Below are 26,325 nucleotides of genomic sequence, written 5' to 3'. Positions count from 1 at the left end.
AGGTATAACCTGTGATTATGGATTTGGGAACATATATTTCTCTCATTAACGGGCTAATTTTTTGGAATTCATAGAAGTCCAGTCTGGGGATAGGTAAAGATCCCCTTACAAGTGCTAACTGAATATAGTTGCAGTAGAACCAATTATAGAAATCCGGATGCAGGGCCATAACGGACAACCTGTACGCCAGGTGCTGGTATCCGTTAATCGGAGCTTCTCCTAATGGAAGCTTCACCGCTTGTGGTGTAACCATAGATTCACGACACTCCCTTCTGTATTCCCCCGGTATAGAGCCTGTTATAATATCCTTCTAATCGAAGCAGTTCAGCGTGTGTCCCACATTCGGCTATAGCTCCTTGATTCATGACAAAGATCTGGTCCGCATGCTGGATGGTAGTCAGCCGGTGAGCAATTACAATAATTGTCTTGCCCTCGGGCATGGCCTGAATAGCCTCCTGCAGCAAGCCCTCTGTGTTGTTATCCAGCGCGGAGGTTGGTTCATCGAGCACAATGACCGGAGCATCCTTCAGAAACATGCGGGCAAGCGCAATCCGCTGCTTTTGTCCTCCAGACAGCAGTTGGCCGTTCTCGTTCAACCTAGTCTGATATCCTTCAGGCAGCTGCATGATATAGTCATGGATTTGCGCTTTCTTGGCTGTCTGAACTACATCGTCAATGGATGCCGATTCATTACCCGCCCTTATATTATCCTCAACAGTTCCTTCAAAGATATAAGAATGCTGCGGAACAAATGCGACATGCTCTCTTAACTGATGTACCGGCCAATCTTTTACTTCCATTCCGCCAATGGTGAGACTACCTGAATAATCCATGTACAGACCCATAATCAACTTGGCCAGAGTGCTTTTCCCTGACCCGCTTAAGCCGACAAAAGCAACCGTACTTCCCGCAGGTATGGTTAGGTTCAGCTCATTTAGCGCCCTATTCTGCCGGTTATATGAAAAGCTAAGATTGGTAAGCTGAATCTCCGGCTTCATCTCCAGCTTCAGAGAATCCCCGGACAGAATCTCTGTTTCACTGGTCATGAGTCCGCTGATTCTGGCTTGGCTGGACAAGGCTCCCTGTAGTCCGGCAATGAATCGGCTCCACTGATTAAAGGCGAAGTTAATATTGGTCTGCAATTGAACGATAGCTACAACCTTCTCGATGGTTACACTTTTCTCCAGGACAAGCATCGCTCCAATGGCAATAACACCGCCAAAGCTTAAGAAGTTCACCAGATAATTGATGGCCTCCAGCCACCCGCTCTTCTTGGCCAGAGATGTTGATAACCGCGCCACTTTCAGGCTGTCCTGCCCGAACCTCTGCCGGAATCTGGCTGCTCCCGGAAATAATCTTAAGACGAAGGCGCCCGACAGCAATTCACTGAAGGACTGGCTTGCCGTCCCCAGCTGCTGCTGCAGTTCATCGCTATCCTTCCGGATGCGCTTGGAGAGCGTGGTATTCACCACATAGGAGACAATGCTTAAGATTAACAGGACAGCAGCAAATCTCCAGTTCAGTACGAACATCGACAGGACCGAGCCCAGGCCGAGAAATATGGTATAGCAAGCCGATGTGGTATGCTCGGTAAAAGCCAGCTCCACCCGGTTAATGTCATTGTTTAACGTGGAGCTGATATCTCCCTTGGACACGGAATCCATCTTGCTCATCGGCAGATGAAGCAGCTTGTTGTAGCCTTCCCGCCGGAGCCGCTCCATGTTCTTTTTGACACTGGTTTGGTATCCGTAGCTGAACATTGGAGAGAAGACGCTTACAAGCAGCGCTAGGATACCTATTCCTCCTAATGCACCATAGAGTGAATGCAAATCATTATTCATGACGGCTTCAATCATGCCCATCAGCGTAAACGCCATGACGATTGACATAAGCGCATTCCCAAGACTGCTGCCAAGTACGCCTACCAGGTATGTGCCCCGCTTCTCTTTCAGCAAGGTATACAGATTTTTGTACTCCCTTTTACTATGTCTGCGCCCGCTCATGCTTCTCCCTCCCCTGAAGCTGAGCGGACCGGACCGGCTCCACTCTCCTGTAAACGGTACATGCGGGCATATTCGCTGCAAGAGACCAGCAAATCTGAATGAGCCCCGCCGGCCAGCTTCTTGCCTTCTTTCATGACGATGACCTCATCCGCGATTTCGCAGACCTTGAGACGATGTGCAATAATAAGAATGGTTGTGCCCCCGGAGGCTAATGTTAGCAAGGCTTCGTATAGTTTCTGCTCAGATTCTGCATCGAGAGCTGATCCAGCCTCATCCAAGAGAAGCACTGGCGCATTCTTCAGTATGGCTCGGGCCAGGGCAATCCGTTGCCGCTGCCCGCCGGATAGTGTGGTTCCACCATCGCTAAGCATCGTCTGATAACCTTCGGGGAGCTGCATAATGAAATCATGCGCATTGGCCTGATGTGCGGCCCGCCGGACATCGATCGCTTCAGTGTCGGCCCGGGCCAGAAGAATATTATCCTCGATGCTCAGCGGAAACAGATACGGCTCCTGCTCGACAACGGAGTATTGCTTGCGGATGTCAGCAAGAGACAGGCTGCTGAGCGGTTGACCATACAACAATATCTCACCTTTTCCATATTCATACATACCGGTCAGCAGTTTGAACAGAGTAGACTTCCCGCTGCCGCTCTCTCCCACAATGGCATAGATTTTACCGCGTTCGAAGCTTTGGCTGACCTCTTCCAGCACAGGCGTATCCGCTTCATAGGCAAACCCGACATGGCTCAGCACCAGCGGGAGCTGATCACCGGGTTCCAGTCCGCCGCCATCCTTGCGCTCCTCGCCCTCCATAAACAGCTCATTGATCCGCTCAACCGAGGCTCCGGTCTGTCTGAATCTCGCAATTAAATACGGAATCTGGACACTTGGCTGTACAATGTAATTAATTAAATAGATAAAAATCAATAGCTCGTCAGATGTGATATGCTGGTTTAATGCACGGTACCCGCCCACCAGTATACACAACACAAACGGCAGGACCCTCAGGATAATATCCAGCGGAATAATCCATCTCCTTCTCTTCTCCATCCGGATTACGCTGCGGAGCCATTGCTGAAGGATGCTGCCTGTCTTTCCCATGAGATAAGGCTGCATATTGTTGCTTTTAACGGTTACTGAGCCGTCAATGGTCTCCTGAATAAGGGAGTTGTATTGCGACAGGTTGGTCTGCACCTCTAGGTTTAGTCCCCGCAGCGGCCTGCTGATGTTGATAGACAGCAGTACCGTGAGGGGAATGATTACGCTGCAGATAAGGACAAGCTGCCAATCAATGCTAAGCAGGTAGCTGAAGGCTGCAACAAAAATCAGAGGCTGGTAAACATAGTTGTACAGATCACCGACGATGAAATTCTGCAGCGCAAAACCGTCGTTGGACAACCGCGATAACCAGTCGCCGGAGTGCCGTGACTCCAACTGCTTAACAGTAATGTACTGGGTTTTCTCAGCCAGTGAAGTCCGCACCTGGTGCATCGTCATTGCCCCATACCGCCCAAGCAGGTACTTCTCCCCATATTTAAGCAATGCACCCACCAGGACGAGCGTGAACAAGAGACTGAGTGAATGCAGGAGCAGCTCCCGCTGCCCTCTGAAAGCAAACTGCATGGACTGCTGGATCAACAGAGCCAGCCCCATTTCAACACCTACCAGAATAAAGGCAACCATTGCGCCGATTCCAAGCAGCCACACATACTTTCCCAATAACAAACGAGTGACTAAGCCGGTTTGCACTTGCATACCTCCTGTGTGCTACATCATTTCAGATGGATGACAGCCCCCAAATAATGCGCGAACCCCTGAAATAAATCCGCTGTGCGGTTCGATAACTTCATTGCGTTGTATTGCAGCTCAATGGTCATTGAATCGGGGTGTTGCCGGTAAGAGAGCCTCAGATCATAACGCTCCTTCAGTGAAGCTGCCGGCAGCCCTCCAGATTCCATCTCTATTAATGGATAAATATGGCCGATTGCTGATTCAGAGAACAGGGTATCTTGTAATCCGGGTTGGTTTTTATGAAGCTCTAGCTCCTTGTTTAGCGCGCCCAGTAACTGCGGAAAATCAGAAATTCCGGCCATGCTTAGCTCAATAAGCTGTAATTGGCGTCCAATACTTACCACCAGAGGAATCCGGGTCTTCCCGGATATTTCGGCCAAGGAATAAATATACACCCCGGCTAAAAGTTTACCGGCTGTTACTCCGTATCTGGTACAGCAAGCGTGGAACTCCATCCAATCTTTGCTTGAGAGCTTCATTATCCATGTTTTCTCCATCCATCCGAGCAATCTGCCGGTATAATAGGCTTCGGGAAGCTCAAAAGAAGGAGCAAGGACCGGTTTATCCATTTTGGCATGAGCCTTCTTATCAAGGAGCTCAGCCTGGAGTCTGATCGTCGGGTAAGCAAAGATATCAGTCATTTCTATTTCACCGGGAAGCTGCTTATCCAGCCGGTCAAACAGCTTCATCGCCAGAATCGAACTGCCTCCGGCATCAAAGAAGTTATCCTGCGGTCCGACACTGCCCGTGTGAAGCACTTCCTTCCATATCGAAGCAACCATGCTTTCGGTTTCGGTGGCAAATACAGGCTGCGCCCGGGCTTCCTCCTGCTGCAAAGGAAGATTCCGCAATAGGCTGCGGTCCAGCTTGCCGTTAGCCGTAACGGGAAGCCTCTCCATACGCGAAAAAAATCTGGGTACCATATATTCCGGCAGATTCCTCTTTGCGAGAGTGTGGAGCTCTGCGGCAAGCTCCGTCTGAGCCGAAGTGTAATAAGCTGCCAGGAACCGTTCCCCGTTAGAATGCTTACCGTCAACTATGACGACCTGACCGACCTCTGGAAGCTGCATCAGCACTTGTTCGATTTCCCCAGGCTCGATGCGGTGTCCGCGGATTTTGATCTGATCATCAGCACGGCCGAGATATACCAGTTCTCCCGATGCATTGCGGCGGGCGAGATCGCCGGTCTTGTACATCCTCTTGCCGGGATCGAATGGATTCGGTATGAATTTCTCTTGAGTCATTGCTTCTTGGTGAAGATATCCCTTGGCAACTCCGACCCCAGCGATATAGATTTCACCGGCTGTGCGCGGCGGTACGGGTTGCAGGCCTGCATCCAGTACATAAATCTGCATGTTCCCTGCCGGTACGCCGATTGGAACGGACCCTTCCTCTTCTCCCTGCACATATTCATAAATCATACATCCGACAACCGTCTCGGTAGGGCCGTACTCGTTAAAGATGCGGATCTTTCCGCCCGATTGACGAACAATGCTTGCTGCGAGCGCATTCTTAAGATCCTCTCCACCCACGATCAGCTTCTGTATTCTCGTATGACTCAGGTCCATCTCCTCGATCAGCTTCAGGTGACTGGGTGTCAGCTTAACGATGCAGTGCTGATTATCCTGAATAATATCGCGGATCAGCAAGGATTTATTCGCTCCGCTGTATAGCCATATCCGGTTGCCTGCGATTAAGGGTGTAAATAAGGAGGTGATGGTTAAGTCAAAAGCAATGGAGGAATAGCATGCAAAATCAACAGGCTCTTCTCCGGCGTAAACTTCATTCGCCCAGCATATATAGTTGGTCAGTCCCCGGTGATGGATCATGGTGCCTTTAGGCTGCCCGGACGTTCCTGAAGTATAGATTACATAAGCCAAGTCGTCTGGACGCTGAAGAGACGGAAGATTATCAGTGCATTCCTGCTCATACCCGGCCCCGCTTAATTTCACGATCTTGAGCTGCTCCGCAAAAGCCGCAAAATGTTCCGCATGATCCGTCAGCAGAATACGTGCCCCGCTATCGGCAAGCATATATTCCGCCCGTTGTGTTTGGTCTGGGTCGATGGGGAGAAAGGCTGCGCCTGATTTCAACACTCCTAATATGGCAATCAGGAGCTCAAAGCCATGATCTGCGCATATGCCAACAAGTTCATTCGGCTGAATGCCCTGTTTACGTAAAAAGACTGCGATTTGATTGGCCTGCCCGTTCAATTCCTTATAAGTAAGATGTGTTCCGCGATGTGTCAATGCAATCCGGTCTGGCGTAAGGTGTACCTGCCGTTCAAACAATTGGTGTACCGAAAGGCCCAGCGGATAGTCTTTGGAGGTCTCATTGTACGTTATAACATATTGTCTGTATTCTTCTTCAAGCAGATTGGGCAAGTCCTGGATAAGCCCGTCCCCCGAATGCTTCACGATATACTCCAGCAGCATCCGGTATCGTGCAGCCAGTTCCTCAGCGTAGCGTTCGTCCATTCTTGACGGGTTGTAATCCAGCTGTAAACGTAAGCCGCTGCCGGTATAAAAAGCCTCCATCATGAAATCGAATTTCGTAGCGGCATAATCAGGTGAGAGCGGCGTCAGGGACAAAGCTCCAAGAGCAGACGGCTGTAGAGAATAATCCTGAAATGCAAACACTGTCTGGAAAAGAGAGCGGGATGCACCATTCCCAGGTGAAGCTTCTCTTAATACATGGGATGTAATATCCTCCAGCGGAACATCCATATTCTCATACATCTGAAGCGACAGCTCCCTGATTTCTTCCAGGTACTCTTGAATGGTTTTATGATAGGCAGGCCGGGAACGCAGAGGCAGCGTATTTACGAACACCCCCATAACGTCCTGTAGAGCTTTCTTACTGCGCAGGCTTACAGGTGTCCCTGTAACAATGTCAGTGTGGCCGGTCATTTTTGCAAGAGTTAGATGATAGACAGCAGCAAGCAGCATAAACAATGTAACCTCTGACTTCGCTGCATAATCCGACACTTGTGCAAATAGCCTGTCTTCCAGGTGCCATATCATTCTCCGTCCCTTATTGCTGAAGACCGGCTGCAAAGGATCGGCGCACGGATATTCAAGCACGGGAACTTCATCGTCAAACAGGGATTTCCAGTATTCTAACTGGTTATCATACCTTCCTATGCGCAATTGCTCATTGGACCAGGCGGCATAATCTTTATATTGTAATGGTGCACAAGCAGGTTCCCCGCTCTCCTCCCCGTATGCAGCCACGATCTGCTGAAGCAGCCGTTCAATCGTTACTGCATCGCCGATCATATGGTGCATATCAATAAACAGCCAATGAAGTTCTGCATCTCTGCGGATCAGCTTCAAGCGAAGCTGAGAGGGCTGGTTGAGCCGGAACGGCCGGATGAACTGGCGGAACGACCCGTCAAGTTCAGAATAAGGGTCCTCCTCAAAAATAAAGTCAGGATTGACGGCACTATGCACCTTCTGCACCGGTAGACCCTCAATTAAATGAAAAGAGGTGCGGAGTATTTCATTCGCGTCAGTAACCTTCTGCAGAGCGTGCTGCAAACGGCCCACATCCAGTGTTCCTGTGATTTCTACAGCTCCAGGCATATTATAGGCAGTCTGCACATTCATAAAATTCTCCAGCAAAAACATTTGCTTTTGTGTAGATGAGGTCTCGTAATATTCCTGAAACCCAAGGTGCGGAATGGGTTCCAGAACTGTTTGTCCCGCAGATTCGAGAAGTGCAGACAGCTTGAAGACAGTGGAATTTGAATAGAACTCCCGGAAGGCAGGCACCGCAAAGCCCTGGTCCTGCAGCTGCTGGAGCAGGATCGAAGCTGTAATGGAATTACCCCCATGCTCAAAAAAAGAAATGGAGGGATCCACCCGCGGGAGCTTCAGCACCACAGAATACAGATTTGCCAGTCTCTGTTGCAGCGGAGTCAGAGGGGAATCTGCCTGATGCTCTTTCTCTTCTGGGGGATATGATTCCAGAATTTTATAATCTACCTTGCCCTGAACGGTAACGGGAAGCTGCTCCAGAACAATGATGCGCTCGGGAATCATATATTCCGGGAGCAGCCTCTTTAAGAATTCCTGTAGTTCCTGCTCTTTTCCCTTACAATCGCCTTCAACATAAGCAATTAATCTTTGCCCCGCACCCTCGGGTCCTCCAGAGACGACCACGGCTGCATTGGCGACTCTGGAGGACCCGGAAAGGCTTCGCTCAATTTCGTCCAGCTCAATCCGGTAGCCGTTTATTTTGACCTGCCTGTCTCTTCTGCCCCAATATTCAATCTCACCCGCTTCGGTCCAGCATCCTAAGTCTCCGGTACAATATAACCGGGTTGCCGGATGGCAGGGGTTCGGAATGAAGCGTTCCTGCGTCAGCTGTTCATTATTTACATATCCCGGTGATACACCGATGCCGCCGATGCATATCTCTCCGGTGACTCCTGCCGGGACGGGCTTTCCATCCTTCCCCAAGATATAAATATCCGTATTCCGCACCGGCTTGCCTATCGAAGTATGGCTGCTAACCGAACGCAGACAGGTAGCAACCACTGTGCATTCGGTCGGACCGTATTCGTTAACCAGCTCAAAGGAGAGCTGCGAGCACTGGTCCAGAATGGATTGGGTCATCCGTTCACCGGCTAAGGTAACCATACGAAGCGAATTGGCCAAATGCCCTTGTGCTTGTTCAAGAAGGTGAATGAACATCGATGGAATGCAGATGAAATGGGTCACCTGATGCTTTTGGAGCAGCCGGACAATCGCTTGCGGATTCCTTGCTTCGGCGTCCCCGCATTGTACAATGGCTGCGCCGGTGATCAGGGGAGTAAAGAAACTGGTCAGGAATCCGTCAAAATATAAGGGAAACCATTGCAGGATGCAGTCTGTCTCTGACAAGCCGTATTCCTCAGACCTCCAAATGATCCGGTCAGCGAAGGCTTCCTGCGTAATCATGACGCCTTTGGGCTTCCCTGTAGTTCCAGAGGTATAAATAATGTACGCCAGATGCTCCAGCCGGTCCGGGGCTTCGTCCTTGACATTGAAGGCTGCAAGCCGTAATCCCCATCTGCTGACTGATTCCAGGCCGATTGTCCAGGCCGATACCAGATCTTCGCGCTTCTGGTACCATAGATTGGCGGCAATCAGCATATCCGGCTTGCATTCCTCAACAATGTACAAGAATCTCTGGGAAGGAATCTCAGCATCCAGCGGAAGAAAGGCGGCGCCTGAAGCCATTACACCCAGTATTGCCGTGATCGACTGAAGCGAGCGTTCAGCGGGTACGGCAACCAGGCTACCTTTGCCGATTCCCTGTTGGCGCAATCCTCCGGCAATCTCTTGAACCTCATCGTAGAGCTCTCCGTACGTAACGGACACATTGTCAAAAATAACTGCTGTGTGATCTCGGTAGACTCGTGCTGCATCTTCAAATAGTTCGAAGATAGTCCGCTGCTCTTGTCCGGCATTGCCGGGACTGCCCGCCTTCACTAACCAAGCTTGCTCATCCGGATGGATGCGGATGCCGCCGATCTGCCTTGAAGGGTCGCTAAGTCCGACTCCTAACACAGAAAGAATACTTTTCAGCATACGGTTCAGGATTGCTCTGTCGTAATAATCCTCTATGTAGAATAAATGAAGAGCAGCCGTATGTTCCTCCCATCTCCACTCGATAACTAAGGATGACGGATTCTCCCTTATATGACCAGCAGGTTCAAAGTGACGATGCAAAGAAGGAGAGCAAAGTGTAACAGCTGACAGCATGTGCTGCTCCTGCTCTCCCAGAAGTGCAGCAGCCGGATAATATTGATACTGCAAAGCCAGCTCCAGCTTTTCTTTTACGTGCAAGACGACCTGCCTGAACTCGCTCGAATCCTTGATCGTACTGCCAATATATAACAGATTACTATTCGTTTCTGTCTCCGGGCGATCGATCGCGGGGATAGCCGTCACCACTCTGTCTTCCTCGGCATAACCGTACAGAACGGCTTGTACGGCGGATAGCACCAGAGAAAAGACCGCCAGCTCACTCTGTACCTTGCGCTTCAATAAGTCTCTCGTCCCGCCGTCGAGGCTGATCGCAAGCTCACACAGCTCTCCGGCTGTAACCGGCCGGGAGCCTCCCTTTCCAAGCGCCATTTGAAAAGTGTGGTCCTGTAATTCACCGGCCCAATAATTTCTCGCTTCCACCATAAGCGGCTCATCATGGTATTTTGGCTTCAAGCCCATATAAGTCCTCCTATTCCATAATAACCCATTCGGGTTGCTTGCGCATCCTCCTTGTCCTATAAATCAATCGGTATGCTGACGATCATCGACTGGCGTTCAATGGTCCGCTTCAGTTCAGCCTGCTCCTCCGGGAATCGGATGCGAATCTCGTCCAGACTAAGTGCTGGGTTGGCACATACCTGTTCCAGAATAAATATGTACCGTTTAAGCAGCAGAGAAGCTTCCGGCTGTTCTATCTGGTCTGCCTGATAGTCCAATCCTATGCACATCCCGTCAGTACCACCCAGACATTCAAGCGTATAGTCAAACTTAGCCGCCCTCTCTGCAAGAGGCACCGGATGAAGCGTCACTTGGTCCGGCAATGTCGTATCTTCCGGTAATCCGTTCTCTGAATAGACAAACATGGTATGGATGAGGCGTGTATATTCCTCCAGCCGGTATTCCTTATGCTCAAGCGAACGGGCCACCTGGTTCATCATCTGTTCCGAGAAACCGGTGAAATCCTGTCCGGAAGGAATCTGGATGCGTAATGGCAATGTATATACAAACATCCCTGCCACGTTACTTAATTCTGCCGGCCTTGCATTGACTGCAGTGCCTAACCCGAAATCACTCATGCTGAGGTACTTGCTAAGCAGAATAGCGTAAGCATTCAGCATGAATACATGAACAGACAGCCTTAGTGTCTGTGCAGCGTCCTGAATTTGCACCAACATATGGTCATCAAGCATAGTCTCAACTCTGGCGCCTGTAGGCTGATTGTTGTCCCCGTCCAGCCCGCTATACTTCATCTTCGTACCACCGATCCCGGTGAATTGCTCACGCCAATGTTTCTCATGCTGCTGATATGAAGCCGTCTCCTCATAATCTTCCTGCCATAAGCAATAATCGGCAAACCGGTGTCCGGGCAGATCAGGAAGCTCTGCCACTGCATATAATGAGAATAAGTCCCGTAGTAGATACGCCATACTCTCACCGTCACATACCAAGTGATGAAGATCCAGCAGCAGCAGCACATTTTCGTTCTCATCCGAAGCGATGCCCATTCGCATCTGTACCGCCTTGGTCAGATCAAACGGACGCACAAACCTTGCAAGCAGCTCACTTATTTCGCCTTGGCCTACATCTTCCAGGTCTGGGACTGCGGGGGTGGAGGAAATTAGCATTCTGGGCTCACCTTGTACATAGTGGAAGCTTGCACGCAGAAGGTCATGCCGCTGAACCAGACCGGAGAATGCATTGTACAGGCGCTGCCGGTCCAGCTTTCCATTTACACTGAACACGCTTGGCATATTGTATTGATATGATGCAGGATATAACATTTGCTGTATGAAGATCGGCCGCTGTTGAAAGGACAAGGGATAGCTCTCCCTTTCGCCATAACGTGCAATAGGGATTACAGTGGCCTGCGAGCTCTCTATATATCCGGCCAATTGTTCAATGGACGGATGATTAAAGATCGTGCTTACCGACACAGGCAAGGCAAAGCGCCGCTGTAGTGCCGAAGCCATAGAAACCGCATTAATTGAATGGCCGCCTGAAGCGAAAAAGTTGCTTCGCACAGATGCCTGTGCGACTCCCAGAGTTTCGCACCATATCTCATGGACTCCCTTCTCCACCGGGGTCTGCGGGAGCTTATGATCACCCTGCTGCACCAAGTCAGTGAATTCCGGCTCAGATAACCTTCTCCGGTTAATCTTTCCATTCGACAGCAAAGGCAGCTCTTCCAAACGAATGAAGGAAGCGGGGATCATGTATCCGGGAAGGTGTTCCTTCAATTGGTTCCAGAGATCTGTTTCAGGATCTTTCCTGAGATTCTTACCAGCCTCCTCCGTATAAAAGGCAATTAAGCGCGCGATTCCATAAGCATCCGGCGATACAACAGCTACGGCTTCCTTGAGCCCCCGAAGCTGTATCATCGCCTTCTCAATCTCACCAAGTTCGATCCGGTAGCCTTTGATTTTGACCTGATAATCCATACGTTCTACAAAATGCAGAATTCCATGTTCATCCCAGCGGCATAAATCTCCTGACCGGTACATTCTCGCCCCTGCTCTAAAAGGATCTTCTAGAAAGGAACCTACACCTTTCGCAGCGGGATGCATATAACCTCTGCCAACGCCTGGGCCCGATATCCACAGCTCTCCGGTACAGCCTGAAGGGACCAGTTCCGATTCATTGCGCAGAATGTACAGATTCCCTTCGCCAAGGGGGCGGCCGATGGGGACGATGCCTGAAGAGGAATCCTCCGTACCGATATGGAAGAAAGAGCAATCGACGCAGCATTCTGTTGGCCCGTACACATTTGTAACCGTCGGAGGAACGCGGCTGAATTTGGACCTGAATGCACGAACATCCTCGAAACACAGCGCTTCCCCTCCAATCACCAGCTGCTTCAGAGCCAATACGTTATAATCATCCTCAACCAGCGACAGCATCTTTAAGTGCATGGGAGTCCCGTCCGTATATTCGATAGCATGCTTACGGTAGAACGCATGGAGCTTGCGGCCATCTACCCGCACCTCGTCTGGTGTTATGTACAGCGTTGCACCCGAGAGTAGTGCAGGATAGATCTGCTGTACAGAGGCATCGAAGAAGAAAGGAGCAACAAGTGCTAATTTTCTCTCCTGGAGCTCTTCTTGAAAGACATCTGTCTGCAACGCTTGAACCAAATGCAACACATTGCGGTGCTCGATCATTACTCCTTTGGGATGGCCTGTGGAGCCTGAAGTGTACAGAATATAAGCCAGACTTCTGCCATCATGCTCACTCTGCACAGGGGCGGGGCTGGAACAATCGAACGGGGGATGCTCCGCCCGGATAACCGGTAATCCGAGATTATTAAGGTCCTGAGTTCTGCTGGCTGCAATTACAAATCGGGCATGACTGTCTTGTAAAATATAATGCAGGCGCTCCCCAGGCAGCTCCAGATCCAGCGGAACGTATGCTGCTCCGGCTTTCAGCACAGCAAGCATCGCTACAAGAGTCTCGCAGGAGCGGTCTGCCGCGATCGCCGCCGCTTCGCCAGGCTGAAGACCCTGACGGATCAACTGGTGCGCCAATTGCTCTGACAAATGATCGAGCTGTTCATAAGTCATGGAGGTGCCGCTGCAGACGGCTGCTGTCTGCGGGCCGTACCGGGCAGCCGCCCTGCGGAAACTTGCATCCAGGGTCAGGGTGTTATCCCAGGCAAGTGTTGTACCCTGACCCGTCTCCAGCAGGCGCCTGCGCTCGTTCTCTTGCATAAGCCGCGCTGCTTCAATCGGCATTCCCGGACATTCAGAGATCCATAACGAGGCTTGAATCAGCCACTGTGACAGGGATTCAACAACGGATGACGCAAGACTCTCATGATGCATCACTTTAACTTGTATACGATCTCCCGAGCGTTCGAACAGGAATTGCAGCAAAGGTTTACATGTTAAATTATTAATGTCATGTATATTATTCAGGGCAATCCCGATGGAGCAAGACTTGATAAATGCTAGGGCATCTTCACCATACTGGTGCGCCAAAAAGGCTTCTAACGGAAAATTGCAATGCTTTATTCCTTCTTGATAGGCGGTGTGGGCTGCTTGAGTGAGCGACTGATACGTCTGTTCACTCATGGCTGACATATTCATTAGGATAAATGTATTTAACAGGCCGTCCGAAGCGGGCATGCGCTCAAGCGGTACCGCAAAAAGAAAACGGGAATCCCCTGTAAATTTCGCCAGCATGACTTCCGTAAGCGCCGCAAGTGCTGCAAATAATCTGCGGTCCGAATGGTTGCTGACCCGAAACAGCCAGGCTGTCGCCTGCTCCGGTAAAGACAGGATACGCTCAGACCATTGCCCGACCGCTGACTTCTTCACACTGGCGGAAAGCAGTAAACTGCGTTCAGGGAGCTCACTCCATAAATTCTCCCAATACTGCCTTTCCTCCCGCAGCCGCGGATCGTGTAACCACAGGCTTGAATTCAGATCCATGACATCACCTACTTAATAAAATTCAAAGCTTCCCTCTTCATCAAGCAGTTCAACCTTCTTGAAATTCACCGGCAGCATCACTTGTTCCATTGCAGTATCAAGTTTATCGGCCATCTGTTGTACGATGGCTGCATAATGACTCAGCATAAGCTCCATCGTCTCAGCCTTGAACAGCTCTGCTGCATACACCGTTTCGATTACCAGCCCTTCGGCTCTATCGTACAAGTTGAAGCTTAGGTCGAAGAGTGTACTTCTTTGAGGAATATCCATCCAGCTTAACTCCACCCCATGAAAAGAATAGATGCTATGCTCTTTATTCATCCAGGCAAAGCAGGTATCGAACAAGGGATGACGATTGGGCTCACGTTTCCAACTGATTTGATCCAACAGCTCATGGAGCGGGTAGTTTTGGTTGGCAAAGGCAGCATAACTGCTGAATTTAACAGACTGTATGATATCTCTGACCGTCATGGAACCATTTATACGATTGCGTAAGGCTAGTGTATTAGCGAACATTCCAAGCATTCTGTCCGCGCCTGTCCCCACTCTTCCCAATACGGGAGTGCCCACTACTAAATCTTCGCATGCCGTATATTTGTAGAGCAGGACCAGATAGGCGCTAAGCCCAATGACAAACGGTGTAACGCCGCACGCTTCAGCCAGGCCAGTTATCTGCCCGCTCATTACCGTAGAAGGCTGACTTTGAAGCTTGCCGCCAGCATAACTTGGGGATATAGGGCGCTCATAATCAAGAGGCAGCGACACCGGGGTAACGGGTGAAGAAAACTGGCTTACCCAGTATCTCTCCTGTTTCCTAAATACGGCTGTTTCATGGAAAAGCTGTTCCCAGCAAGCATAATCCTTGTAATGCAGGGGTACCGGCGCTGGAGTCTGTCCATTGTATAAGTCCACCAACTCACACAGCAAAAGATCAACCGTTGTACGGTCTGATATGATGTGGTGCATATCAAATAACAGAACCGGGTTGCGCAGGTGACGCTGCACGATTCCGATCCGCAGCAGTGGCGCCTTCCCCAGATCAAACGGTCTGATGAAGCGGTCCAGAATATCCTCTAACGATTCGTATTCTTCTAAGCAGTAATATTCCGGGAGAAGCTGTATGGTATCCTGGATATACTGGCGCGGCGGCCCGTCCCCGGCTTCAAAGGCTGTCCGCAGAATTTCATGGCGGTCTACCAGACACTGGAAGGAGTTTATCAGCTTGGGCAGATCACTTCCTTCACCAGCTTCAACTGCAGCGGGCAAATTGTAGCTGACAGAGTTCCCTTGCAGACCATGAATGGCAAACAGCCGGGTCTGATTGGCTGACAACGGGTAGCTGCCTTGGGTATCCGCCGGCTTCATCTCAGGCAGCATAAGCAGCGAATCGGCATCCACCTGCTGGTTCAGTGCGCTTTGTACCAGTTCAGACACGGTGTTAAGCGTCGGATTCAGCATGACTTCTTCAATGTTTAATGTGATCTGGAACGTCTTCTGGATCAGGCTCAGCATTTGGAACAGAGAAATAGAATCGCCGCCCAGTTCAAAAAAGTGATCCTCATCCCCCAAACCTTCCCTCTGGAGTATAGAGTGCCATATCCCCTTAATCTGACCGCCGATTGAATCTGCATCAACATTGTGGTCGGCTACTGCAGCAGCAGCTACTTCCGACTGCATCTGGTTGGATTCTCCGCTTGCTGCACCGAGATGGGTATACCAGCAAGCGCTGGTGTCAAACACATAGGTAGGCAGCTCCGCTTTGTTAGGCTTGTCTTTAGAGTAGAAGACGTCCCAAGGCACATCCGCCCCTCGTGTATAAAGATCACATAGAGTATGCAAGAGTTCTTCCCGAACAGTCAGCTCTTCTATTAATTGCTCTCCCAGCACCCGGGCTTGTACAGAGAGCTGTTTGCACTCCATCCGGGTAATGTCCTCTGCCCTGCTCTTGCTTTGTTTAGCTGTGATGAGGTGATGAGTGCGGAGATAGATTCCATTAACCTCGTTGCCCTGCTGAGTGCGTATCTTCGCTTGAAGATTCAATAGCTTGCCAAGCAGATCTTCCCGGCTCCGGAAAACAATGGCCAGCCGCTCCTCATAATGACCTCTGCCCCTCTGCAATGTATAACAGATATCCCTGAGATTCAGGGTTTGTGCAGATTGGAGCATAGCAATATACCTATCCACAAGGGAATACAGCGAACCCTTGCTCATAGATGACAGAACAAATATGTAGCTTGCCGGGCCCGCCATCTCTTGGCCGGGAGACTTAGCGATGAATGGAGCTTCAGCAACGATCACATGACTATTCGTCCCGCTCATCCCCATCGTATTAATGCCGCAGATCAGGGAGTGCTCTGCTCCCTTCCATTCCCGGGTACGGTCGTTCATATAGAATGGTGAATCCATGAAATTAAATAGATTGTTCGGATGCTCAAAATGGATGGAAGCTGGAATTTGCCTGTGTTTCATTGCCATAATGATCTTGATCAGCCCGACGATCCCTGAAGCATGGACCGGATGACCTATATTTGCTTTGAAGCTGCCGATTCCGCAAAATTGTTTTTTGGAAGTATAATGGCTAAATGCCCGATGCAAGCCAAACAGCTCCATAGAGTCAGACATTCGGCTGCCGGTCCCGTTCGTCTCCAAATAACTAATATCCTCTGCATTTACACCTGCCGATTCCAGCGCTTGAAGAACAACGCGCTCCACCCCTTCAAAGGAAGGGGTGACGACTCCCATGGTTCCTCCGCCATGCAGGCAGGCACTAACTTTGATGACAGCATGTATGAAATCCCCATCTTGAGTTGCGGTATCCAGCGGTTTCAGCAGGACAACCCCGGCAGCTTCACTCCGGGCGTAACCTGTCGCATTCTCATCAAACGGCATCGTTCTACCATTCTGCGCTTCAAACCCGTGTCGGCGAAATCCGCTGTCCAGAGGATTCAGCTCCAGCTTGATCCCGCCGGCTAATGCCATCTCTACTTCTCCCCGCTGAATCGCGGACAATGCCTGGTGAACGGCTGTCAAAGAGGAGGAGCACAAGGTATCTATAACAATCCCCGGGCCCTGCAATCCCAAGAAGTGACATACGCGTCCAGCCACCAGTGATCCTAAGCTGCCGATGACCCCGGACATCTTCAAATCAGGAGACGAGGTTAACTCTCCTCCCATCTCCTGCTTCATAAATTCCAAATAATCTGGCCCGTCACCATAACCTACGTATACGCCTGTCTTAGAACCGCTCAAAGCAGAGCCGCCGTAACCTGCATGTTCTACAGCGGTGTAAGCTGTTTCGAGAAAAATTTTCTGGTAAGGATCTGTCAAACACGCCTCTGTAAAACTCATATGAAAGAAGCTGTGATCGAAACCAGTTATGTCCTGGAAGTAAGCTCCCGGTAAAAAGCCATCTGCAGCTTCCTTGGACTGAATGAAGGGCAGAATTCCGTTAAGGTCCTGTATCCTGGAAGACGGGAAAGTTGAAATCCGGTCTTCCTCGTTTTCCCAAACACGCCAAATCGCTCCCTCTTCAGAAGCCCCCGGAATCCTAATGGCGTACCCAATAACCGCAATATCCTTACCCGTAACTCCGGATGGATGCCTCTCAGCCAATGCCCATCCCTCCGTCCAGCACCAAGACTCCTCCAGTCAAATAAGCAGGACTGTCCAGGGATAAGTAGGCAGCCACATTAGCCACTTCATCCGGGCGGCCAAATCTTTTGGCCGGAATCGCTGCAAGCAGCTCATTTCGCCCGCTATCCTTCATCTGCTGTGTCATCTCTGTATCCACTCCTCCCGGAGCGATAACATTGACCGGAATCTCGTAGGGGGCGAGTTCTTTGGCTAAAGCCCGGGAGAACCCAATAATTCCAGCTTTTGTTGCCGAGTAATTGGTTTGTCCCGCCAGCCCGTATATGCCACTAATTGAACTGATATTAATAATTCTGCCCTTTTTTTGCTTCAACATATAAAAGCTAACTTGCTTTGAGAAATGGAAGACGCTGTTTAAATTCGTATTAACTACGTTGTTCCAGTCCTGCTCTTTCATCATCAGGAGCGGAACATCATGCTTGATTCCCGAGTTGTTGACAAGAATATCAATTGAACCATATCGGTTAATCAGCATCTTAATGAAGCTGCTGATTGCCTGGCTGTCTCTTGAATCCACTGAATGCCCTTCAGCGGAACCCCCCAGCTGCGCGGCTTCCGCAACCAATTGCAGTGACAGCTGCTCATGGTTTAAGAAGGTGAAAACCACATGCACCCCGCGGCGCGCCAGTTCCAATACAATCGCCTTGCCGATTCCCCGGGTTCCCCCCGTCACCAATGCAATCCCCTGACCGCTCATTTGTCCTCCCATCCATTCCTGTTTCTTCTGGCAAACGACAGCTTGCCTTCAGCTACAAGCAGTCCGTCAACATGTACTTGACCTGAGACCAGGCAAGCGTCCGGCACCCTTTTAATGATATCGATCCGGATCTCCATCTGATCCCCGGGGAAAACCGGATGGAGGAACCTTGTATTGCCAACACTGCCCAGCAGGTACAGGTCATCTTCACTGGGAGCTTCGTCACTGGCAAATAATACAGATGCCGATTGAGCCATCGCTTCGATGATCAGGACCCCCGGGAAAATCGAGAAATGCGGGAAATGGCCAAGGAAGCAGATCTCATTGCCGCTGACATTTTTAACGGTCCGTATGTAACTATGATCCTCCGCAAGTTCCCGCACCCGGTCAACCATCATGAGCGGAAATCTCTGCTGAAGCTTGGTTTTGAGATATTCATATCCGCCTTGGACCATTATTGCGCAGCCTCGCAAATTTCTTTCGCAACTGCTATTGTTCCGCGGACATCCTTCAGCTCAGTAAGACGTTCAGGAGGAATCTGAATGCTATACTTCTTCTCCAGTTCGGCCAAGATTTCAAGCACTCTTAATGAATCCATGCCCAGATCCTCTACAAATAAAGCATCCTCAGAGATAACGTTCACATCTGTCTCCAGAATCTCCGATAACATATCCTTGATTTCATTCTCGTTAACCATCATTCATTCCCCTTTCAGTTTCAACACGAAATTGAGTTTCATTAATACTGCTGATAACTTTCCGCTGCCTGAGGTTTCAAACAACAGTCTGTACGGATATGCTCTGCCGTCAGCACCTTGTACTGTCATGGCATGGATCAAGCTCATTATCCCGTTTGCGGCCAGACGATTCGGATTGCTGTTGTAATCACGGTTCCAATAAGAAATTGCTAGCTCAGTTTGTTCAAGTAGTCCTTCAAGCTCCGTCTGGATTGCTTGGTAAGGTCTGTATGTGGTGGCAGCCAGAATATCTCCCGGCTCAACTTCATGTTTATGAAGCAAGCTCCTGATTGCCCCCAGCATCCTGTCCGCAATGTCACCCCCTTTACTGAAATTCAAATTTACATAGCCGATTATTTCTGCCTTATAACGGTCATCCTCCGGACCAATGGCCGACACAAGTGCTGCGCCCGCTCCATCCTCCAGATGCAGACCTTCCAGCTGACGATCGGCCCCGTAACACTCGGCATAACCTTCCTCTACCCCCGTAGTTAACTGATCTGCGCCACCCGCCATGAAATAGGGGTACCCGTTATACTTGATTTCATCATAAGCTAGGGCTATGGCGTCTAACGCAGATGAATCCCCATTGGATAGAGCAATGCAAGGCCCCTTCAATTTGAACCAGATCCCGACCAGGCTGCTGGGAGCATTGGCTACCGTCGACGGGAACTCCATCGGACTCACCATATCCGGTCCCGATTCAATAGCTACTTTATGGAAATCAGCTATTTTTGCAGAGGAACCGAGCGAGCTTCCCATAATTACTCCCAGTTGTTCTGGCTCCGGCTTCAGGAGGGATTCCTCCATGGCCGCTTTGACGGCCACTCCCAAATTCCGGCTTAACTGGCTGGTTGATTTTAGGCTTATGCCTGTTAGATACTGCTTCTCCCCATCTTCATTCCATACATTTTTACGGTCCCCGACATATAGCGCTGAATCTGTTACTACTGCATATCCGTAGATTCCGACTCTGCTCACGACGGCTGCACCTCCTCTTGGAAACGGGACAGAATTATACAGGCAGTATTTCCGCCAAAGGCAAAGGCGTTAGAGGCAATATGCCGGATCTCGGCTTCTCTAGGTATGTTCGCTACGCAATCTTGAATACAGTTCGTATCGGGTTCTTCAAAATTAATCGTCGGCAGCATCACCTGATTCGTGATCATTAAGCATGACGCTGCCGCTTCAATCGCACTGGCAGCTCCCATCGCATGTCCCAGCATAGACTTGATCGAGCTTACCGGAGGCAGATCACCTTGTTCACCGAACACTTTCTTGATCGCATAAGATTCTGCTTTATCGTTAGCCGGAGTGCCGGTTCCATGCGCCGAGATATAATCAATATCCTCCGGCTTTAAATGTGCATTCGCCAGCGCTGTCTCAATACTGCGAAGCGCACCTTCCCCTTGAGGATGGGGGGCTGTTACGTGATGGGCATCCATCCCGAGTCCGTAGCCGCTAAATTCAGCATAAATGTTTGCGCCGCGCTTAAGTGCATGCTCCATCTCCTCCATGATCAGGACGGCCGCACCTTCACTGACTACCAGCCCTTTTCTGTTCTTGTCGAAGGGTCTGCAGCGTTCCGGATCAAGAGAGAGCAGACGGTTAAATCCCGTAAAAGCCACTTCGGATATAACATCCACTCCGCCTGATACCGCGATGTCCACTTTGCCTCTGCGGATAAGATCGGCCGCCATCCCGATCGCATAATTGCCGGCCGCACAAGCATTATAGAAAAAATTCGAAGGACCGTTCAGTTTGAATTCATCCATTACGGTTGAGATCATTTGATGGCTTGGAAAATGCATGTACTCCTGTCTGGGGACCGGCCTGCCTAATACTTGATTCTTAACGATATTCTCCAGAACCTGCGCCTCTCCCATGGTGGAGCCCAAGTAGAAGCCAACCATGGAGGAAGTTAACTCCCCTATGGAGAGCCCGGCATCTTCAATAGCCATCTGGGTAACGGCATAGGTATATTGCGCCCCTCTCCCCATACGATCTTGCTGTGTAAGGGACATGAAGGTACGCGGATCGAAATCCTTGACCTCGCCTGCAATTTTCACCCGGAATTTGGACGGGTCAAACGATTGGACCTCCTGCACCCCGGATTGGCCGGACAGCAGGCTGGACCAGCTTTTGTCCATGCCGGTGCCGACAGGAGTAATCATACCAATACCTGTAATAACAACCCTTCTCATCATCAATCACTCCTTATCTTCTCAGAACATCAGCTTGTCTGCTTCGCTCATCAATATGTTCCGCGAGCCCCGCCACCGTCGGGTCATGGATGAGGGCTACTCCATCCTCAAGCAGGCCCAGCTTCTCCAGCTCCATACCTAGCCTAACCATTAGAATGGAGTCGCCTCCAAGAACTGAAAAGGATTCATTCACATCGATAACAGGGTGGCCAAGGAGCGATGCCCAAATGCCTGCCACAAGTTGCTCTGTCTCTGTGAAGCTCTCCTTGCCTGACAGAATGACGGTCTGTTCAGAAGGCTTATCTACTTCACTGCTGTGTCTTCGGGCATTGGCTAACCGGGTGCTCATTCTTCCGGATAAGGTATACGGAAGCGTCTCGCTGATCAGATGAATGCTGCTTGTCCAATTGAACTTGCCTAGTACCGCATGGCTGATTTTTCTGTTTAACACCTGGTGCAGACTCCGTTTTGCTGCAGGGGGCCTGATCCCCATAAACAATTGATTATTGTCCGCGCCGGAGTCAGCATCAGGTTCCGTAACCCACACTGGCCAGTTAATAGAAATTGTTTTCCGGCCATTCAAATTTCTCTGTTCCGCAAAAGCATCCAGAAAGGCATTGGCGGCCAGATATTTACCGGCATAGATTCCTCCAACCAGCGTGATTGCACTTGAGCACAACAGCATAAAATCCAGGGAGTCCTCGCGGGTATACTTGTCCAGCAGCAAGGCCCCGTTCATCTTGGGCGCCAGCATGGCTACTACATTAACCGGATCTTCATCGATCAACAGACAGCTTCCGCGTTCCCCGATTCCAGCACCTGCGGCGTGGATAACACCGTGGATCATTCCGTATTTATTGCGGATACGGTCCAGAGCTAAGCGGACATCAGCTTCTTGTGTAACATCAGTCTGCATGATCTCAATAGTCGATCCGTTCGCTGCAAGCTGCCGGAGCCGATCGAGCTTATCTCTGTTCCCAGGCTGTTCTGTGACAGTGCCTACAATGCTATCCGGGAGTGTCCTTTGCAAGATGATTATTCTCACGGCCTGGCGTGAGGTTAAATAACTTGCAAGTTCCAGGCCCACCTTCCCGGTTCCTCCTGTCACGACATATACACCATTGCTTCGGATCTGTGTCTGATCTTCCTCAATTTCAGAAGGATGCAGGCTCGCGATGACTTCCTTATAACGGATATCATTTCTGTACGCGAGATGGATATGGTTGTCATATCCCGTCAGCAGCTCCATAGGAATAATGCGTGACACCTCGGATGTGCCAATATCAAGCGACTGAACATGCAGGCTGGAATGCTCGGCCATCATGGCCTTCAGCAGGCTCACCATAAGCGCATTTGCCGGGTTCAGTTCATGGTCTTCTCCGTTTACTTGATGTGCCTGCCTTGTAATTAGCCGGAAGTGTGTACCCGCAACATCGAGATGTTTGTGGATTGATTTCACAAGTTGGGGGAGCAAGTTCAGTCTTGCGTACAGGCCAGCCGCCATTTCTGCGTGCAGATCCACCTCATGTCCGAAATCATTGAAATAGAAAAGATGACGGAATGTCTTTCCCAGCCTGCTGATCTCACTGAAGCATCTGTCAAAATCTTCTTCGCTGCCATCAATGATATAGTCGATTGGGCCCAATTGTTGATACCCTGCACCATAGCGGATAATCACCGGATCTTTGCAATAGCCGCTGAACAAGGCGGCTGTCTGGCTGCCGGAATCCCAGTGCTGGCAAAAAATCAGAACGTCGCCTTCCAGAGTCTCCGCCTGCACGTTGCCCGGACACGGCTCCCATAAGCGGCTGTAGAGGCTCATATCATCCTTGACTTCCGCGGCTCCGACTGGCTGCACCCAGCAGGAAGCAGGTTCAAATGCATAGGTTGGCAGGCTTACAGTGTGACACCGGGCATTCCGGTATAGCTGCAGCCAGTCCAAATCCATTCCGGCGATATACAACTCACACAGCTCCCTGGCAGATTCATGACTCAAACGATCCATAGAACAATCCAGGATTGCAGGATCGAGGTATGCATAATACGGAGTGTGAGCACTGTTACCGGACAAGGTGGTGTATATTCCGATTTCCTCCCGGCTGCGGTCCGGTTCACCAACAATTAACCGCAGCTTATCAGTCAGATCGGCAAGGTTATTGACCATCACAATCATTCTATGCCCGTAGTGTCCTCGTCCGGCAGTGGCCGTATAACATACATCTGCCGCCGAAAGACTGCAGTTCGCTTCCAAATAATCTATATATCTGGATAAAAGGGTTAGCAGCGATTCCTTGCTTTTGGCCGATGCCGCAAAAAGATAGGGCGGACTACTCTCTCCGCTGTCTTCCTCTGTATCCCCCGCCTCTTCAAGCACAACATGACAATTGGTGCCGCTTAGTCCAAAGGAACTGACTCCACATCTTCTGGGTTGGCCGTCCCTGCTGATCCATGGCCGCAACCGGTCGATGACGTACACAGGAGAATCCATAAATGCAATATCCCGGTTCGGCGTGCTGAAGTGCAAATTGGCTGGTAGGCGCTGATGCTTCAGGCTTAAAACAGCCTTGACCAGGCCGGCGATTCCTGCGGCATGATCCAAGTGGCCCGTATTGCTCTTAAGCGCTCCAACTCCGCAAAATTGCTTGCGAGATGTGTAACGGGCAAATGCTTTTTCGATGGCTCTAATTTCAATCGGATCACCAAGCCGTGTACCCGTTCCGTGGGTCTCTATGTAACCGATGGTCTCAGGGTCAATTCCCGCGTCTTCCCATGCCCGTACAATTACTTCTTCTTGTGAAAAAACGTTGGGTGCGGTAATTCCGACAGACGTGCCGTCTTGATTGACGCTTGTCCCCTTGATTACGGCATAGATATGGTCCCTGTCCGAGACCGCCTGTGAGAGCGGCTTCAATAACAGGGCTACTGAACCTTCTCCCCCTCCTGTTCCGTCGGCCTCGTCGTCAAATGTCCTGGCCCGTCCTCCGGGGGATTCAATCCCCAGATGAAGCTCGTTCTTCAAGGGAATAATATGAAGCTTGATTCCGCCGCATAAGGCTGTCTCACACTCTCCGCGGCGAAGCGCCTGACAAGCATAATGCACAGCAACAAGTGAGGACGAACAAGCGGTATCAATAACTACGGCAGGCCCCTTCAAATCCAGGAAATAGGCGATTCTGCCGGGAATCATGGACGTTAAATGGGCAGTAGGGTACTGGTATATCGCCTCAGGATCCAGGACATTTGTCAGTCGCTGATAGGAATAGGCTTGAGAATCTGCATATCCGACATAGATTCCCGTTTTGCTGCCGCGTAAGCGCTCCCCGCCATAGCCTGCATCTTCGATTGCTCCGAGAGCCTGCTGCATAAAGATGCGCTGGGCAGGGTCTATATAGGAGGCTTCCTTTGGTGAGTATTTGAAGAATTGATAATCGAACGGGTCGATCCTGGGCAGGTAGGCAATTGTTTTGAACTGCGTATCGTCCAGACCGCCCCGCTCCAGTACCGGCTGCAGCGCTTCTTTTCTGATATGAGGTATGGGACCAATCAGATCTGTCCCCTTCTCCAATTCACTCCAGAACTCGTGATAGGTCTCACATGCTCCAATCGCCGCTGACAGCCCTATGATGGCAATATCCTCCGTAGCTGATTTTTTCTCGGCAATAGTGAAGCTATCGCTTATGTATCCTTGCGTATTCATTTTAAATACCATGCGCAATCCCCGCTTTTGCTCTGAAACGGGCTAGGACTGGAGCGTTCCACTCTCCAAGAAAGGATACAATTTCACTGAATCTTACTTCAATTTCCCCAGTATCCACCTGCTTGGTTCTCCAGATTAATAGAATGGCCTCAAGCGCTTGAGTAATCTGTTCTTCGGTAAATCTGTGTCCTTGTTTGGCTTCATGTGATAATTGCTGCAGCACCCGGTAAGGTCTGGTCACCCCATTTATATATTCCGATTCATTCCAATTGGTGTTAGGTGTAGTGACAGCGGATTTAATACAGGCTGAGATGAATGCGGAATCATCCACTCCCCTTTCTGCCAAATGCTGCAACAACAACTGATCATCATCAGCCCAGTCGACTGCAAAGGTCTTAATCCCAGGGTAAGCTTTGTTGATCATGCTGCTAAGTACGTTTTTGGGTCCGATTTCCACGCAGGTGCTTACCTGATTATGCATTAGATAGTTCAGAGTCTGATTCCAGCGGACCGGTGAGGTTAGCTGACCGGCCAAATCATCGTGTATTCGGCTAACCTCGAAAGGTAGTCCTTTGCAGTTCGATATTACCGGAATAGAGGGGGCACTAAAATGATACTGCGACAATACTTGCCTGAATTGCTCGGCAGCCGGCTTCATCAGCTCGCTATGGAAAGGTCCGCTCGTCGGCAGGACCATACCATTGCCTCCGTGAGCCTTCACAAGATAAAGGGCAGCCGATAATGCAGCTGAATCTCCGGAGATCACCTGCTGAGTTGAGGTATTATAGCAGGCGACAACCAATGGAGTCCCTTGCGATTCTGAAGCCTCCCGGCAGATCCCTTCAACAATTGATTCATCCAGGCCGTGTATTGCTGCCATAGAAGGACCGGCACCGGCAGAAGCCTGCTGCATTAATCTTCCCCGCTCACTAACAATCCGCAGCCCATCCTCAAACTGCAGAGAGCCTGCAAAGGTTAGTGCCGCATACTCTCCCAGACTATGACCGGCGGCATAAGCGGGTTCGGGCCGCCAATGTTCGTTGGCATACACAGACAGAGCCACAGATGCCACGTAGATCAAAGGTTGAACAATATCGGTCCCGAGAGCTTCTCCCGGGACATTCTCTAAACACAGCTTTTTAAAATCAACCCCGGTTAGATTCCTAGCCTGCTCAAAAATACCGGTTACTGAAGCTTCATTCAGGTAGCGGCGCAGCATACCGACATATTGTGAGCCTTGACCAGGGAATAACAATGCCAATTTTTTCATTAATCCCCCTCATCCTGCGCTATAAATTAAGCGCTATCATTTTAAACTGATTCAAATCCAGTCTTTGAAAACCATTGCTCAGGATATTTTT

At 50.2% G+C, this 26,325-nt stretch carries 12 protein-coding genes; all 12 read right to left on the bottom strand.

Annotated elements, in window-relative coordinates; translation table 11 throughout:
• Positions 1 to 257: 257 nt before the first annotated feature.
• Genes MHI24_RS00720 through MHI24_RS00665 form a run of 12 tightly spaced genes read right to left on the bottom strand, consistent with a single transcriptional unit; the run spans position 258 to position 26,234 of the window.
• On the bottom strand, positions 258 to 2,003 hold the full coding sequence (locus tag MHI24_RS00720; RefSeq protein WP_340023646.1) for an ABC transporter ATP-binding protein: 1,746 nt from the start codon (positions 2,001 to 2,003) through the stop codon (positions 258 to 260).
• Positions 2,000 to 3,754 (bottom strand): ABC transporter ATP-binding protein, encoded by a 1,755-nt coding sequence (locus MHI24_RS00715; protein WP_340023645.1) that lies wholly within the window; start codon positions 3,752 to 3,754, stop codon positions 2,000 to 2,002. The genes MHI24_RS00720 and MHI24_RS00715 overlap by 4 nt, the downstream gene beginning before the upstream one ends.
• A 23-nt stretch (positions 3,755 to 3,777) precedes the next feature.
• Positions 3,778 to 10,011: an amino acid adenylation domain-containing protein gene (locus tag MHI24_RS00710; RefSeq protein WP_340023644.1), complete on the bottom strand. Its 6,234-nt coding sequence runs from the start codon at positions 10,009 to 10,011 to the stop codon at positions 3,778 to 3,780.
• Between the two features lie 56 nt (positions 10,012 to 10,067).
• Positions 10,068 to 13,979 carry an amino acid adenylation domain-containing protein gene (locus MHI24_RS00705; protein ID WP_340023643.1) on the bottom strand — a complete coding sequence of 1,304 codons (3,912 nt, stop codon included), beginning with the start codon at positions 13,977 to 13,979 and terminating at the stop codon, positions 10,068 to 10,070.
• A 12-nt stretch (positions 13,980 to 13,991) separates the two neighbouring features.
• Entirely contained in the window at positions 13,992 to 17,591 is a 3,600-nt protein-coding gene (locus tag MHI24_RS00700; protein WP_340023642.1) for a condensation domain-containing protein, read from the bottom strand.
• The gene (locus MHI24_RS00695) at positions 17,584 to 18,264 is read right to left on the bottom strand and encodes an SDR family oxidoreductase (RefSeq protein ID WP_340023641.1); all 681 of its coding nucleotides are present in this window, start codon (positions 18,262 to 18,264) and stop codon (positions 17,584 to 17,586) included. Before MHI24_RS00695 ends, MHI24_RS00700 begins: the two co-directional genes overlap by 8 nt.
• Positions 18,265 to 18,323: 59 nt before the next feature.
• Positions 18,324 to 18,782, bottom strand: coding sequence for a 3-hydroxyacyl-ACP dehydratase FabZ (gene fabZ, locus MHI24_RS00690; RefSeq protein ID WP_340023640.1), 459 nt, complete (start codon positions 18,780 to 18,782; stop codon positions 18,324 to 18,326).
• On the bottom strand, positions 18,782 to 19,027 hold the full coding sequence (locus MHI24_RS00685) for an acyl carrier protein (RefSeq protein ID WP_340023639.1): 246 nt from the start codon (positions 19,025 to 19,027) through the stop codon (positions 18,782 to 18,784). The genes fabZ and MHI24_RS00685 overlap by 1 nt, the downstream gene beginning before the upstream one ends.
• Entirely contained in the window at positions 19,028 to 20,044 is a 1,017-nt protein-coding gene (locus tag MHI24_RS00680; protein ID WP_340023638.1) for a beta-ketoacyl synthase N-terminal-like domain-containing protein, read from the bottom strand.
• Positions 20,041 to 21,270: a beta-ketoacyl-[acyl-carrier-protein] synthase family protein gene (locus MHI24_RS00675; RefSeq protein WP_340023637.1), complete on the bottom strand. Its 1,230-nt coding sequence runs from the start codon at positions 21,268 to 21,270 to the stop codon at positions 20,041 to 20,043. Before MHI24_RS00675 ends, MHI24_RS00680 begins: the two co-directional genes overlap by 4 nt.
• Before the next feature lie 10 nt (positions 21,271 to 21,280).
• Entirely contained in the window at positions 21,281 to 24,976 is a 3,696-nt protein-coding gene (locus MHI24_RS00670) for a beta-ketoacyl synthase N-terminal-like domain-containing protein (protein WP_340023636.1), read from the bottom strand.
• Positions 24,966 to 26,234: an ACP S-malonyltransferase gene (locus MHI24_RS00665; RefSeq protein ID WP_340023635.1), complete on the bottom strand. Its 1,269-nt coding sequence runs from the start codon at positions 26,232 to 26,234 to the stop codon at positions 24,966 to 24,968. The genes MHI24_RS00670 and MHI24_RS00665 overlap by 11 nt, the downstream gene beginning before the upstream one ends.
• Positions 26,235 to 26,325 lie beyond the last annotated feature (91 nt).

This window comes from Paenibacillus sp. FSL K6-1096 (assembly GCF_037977055.1).
GTDB lineage: Bacteria > Bacillota > Bacilli > Paenibacillales > Paenibacillaceae > Paenibacillus_AQ.
This window is presented reverse-complemented; position numbering and strand designations above follow the sequence as displayed.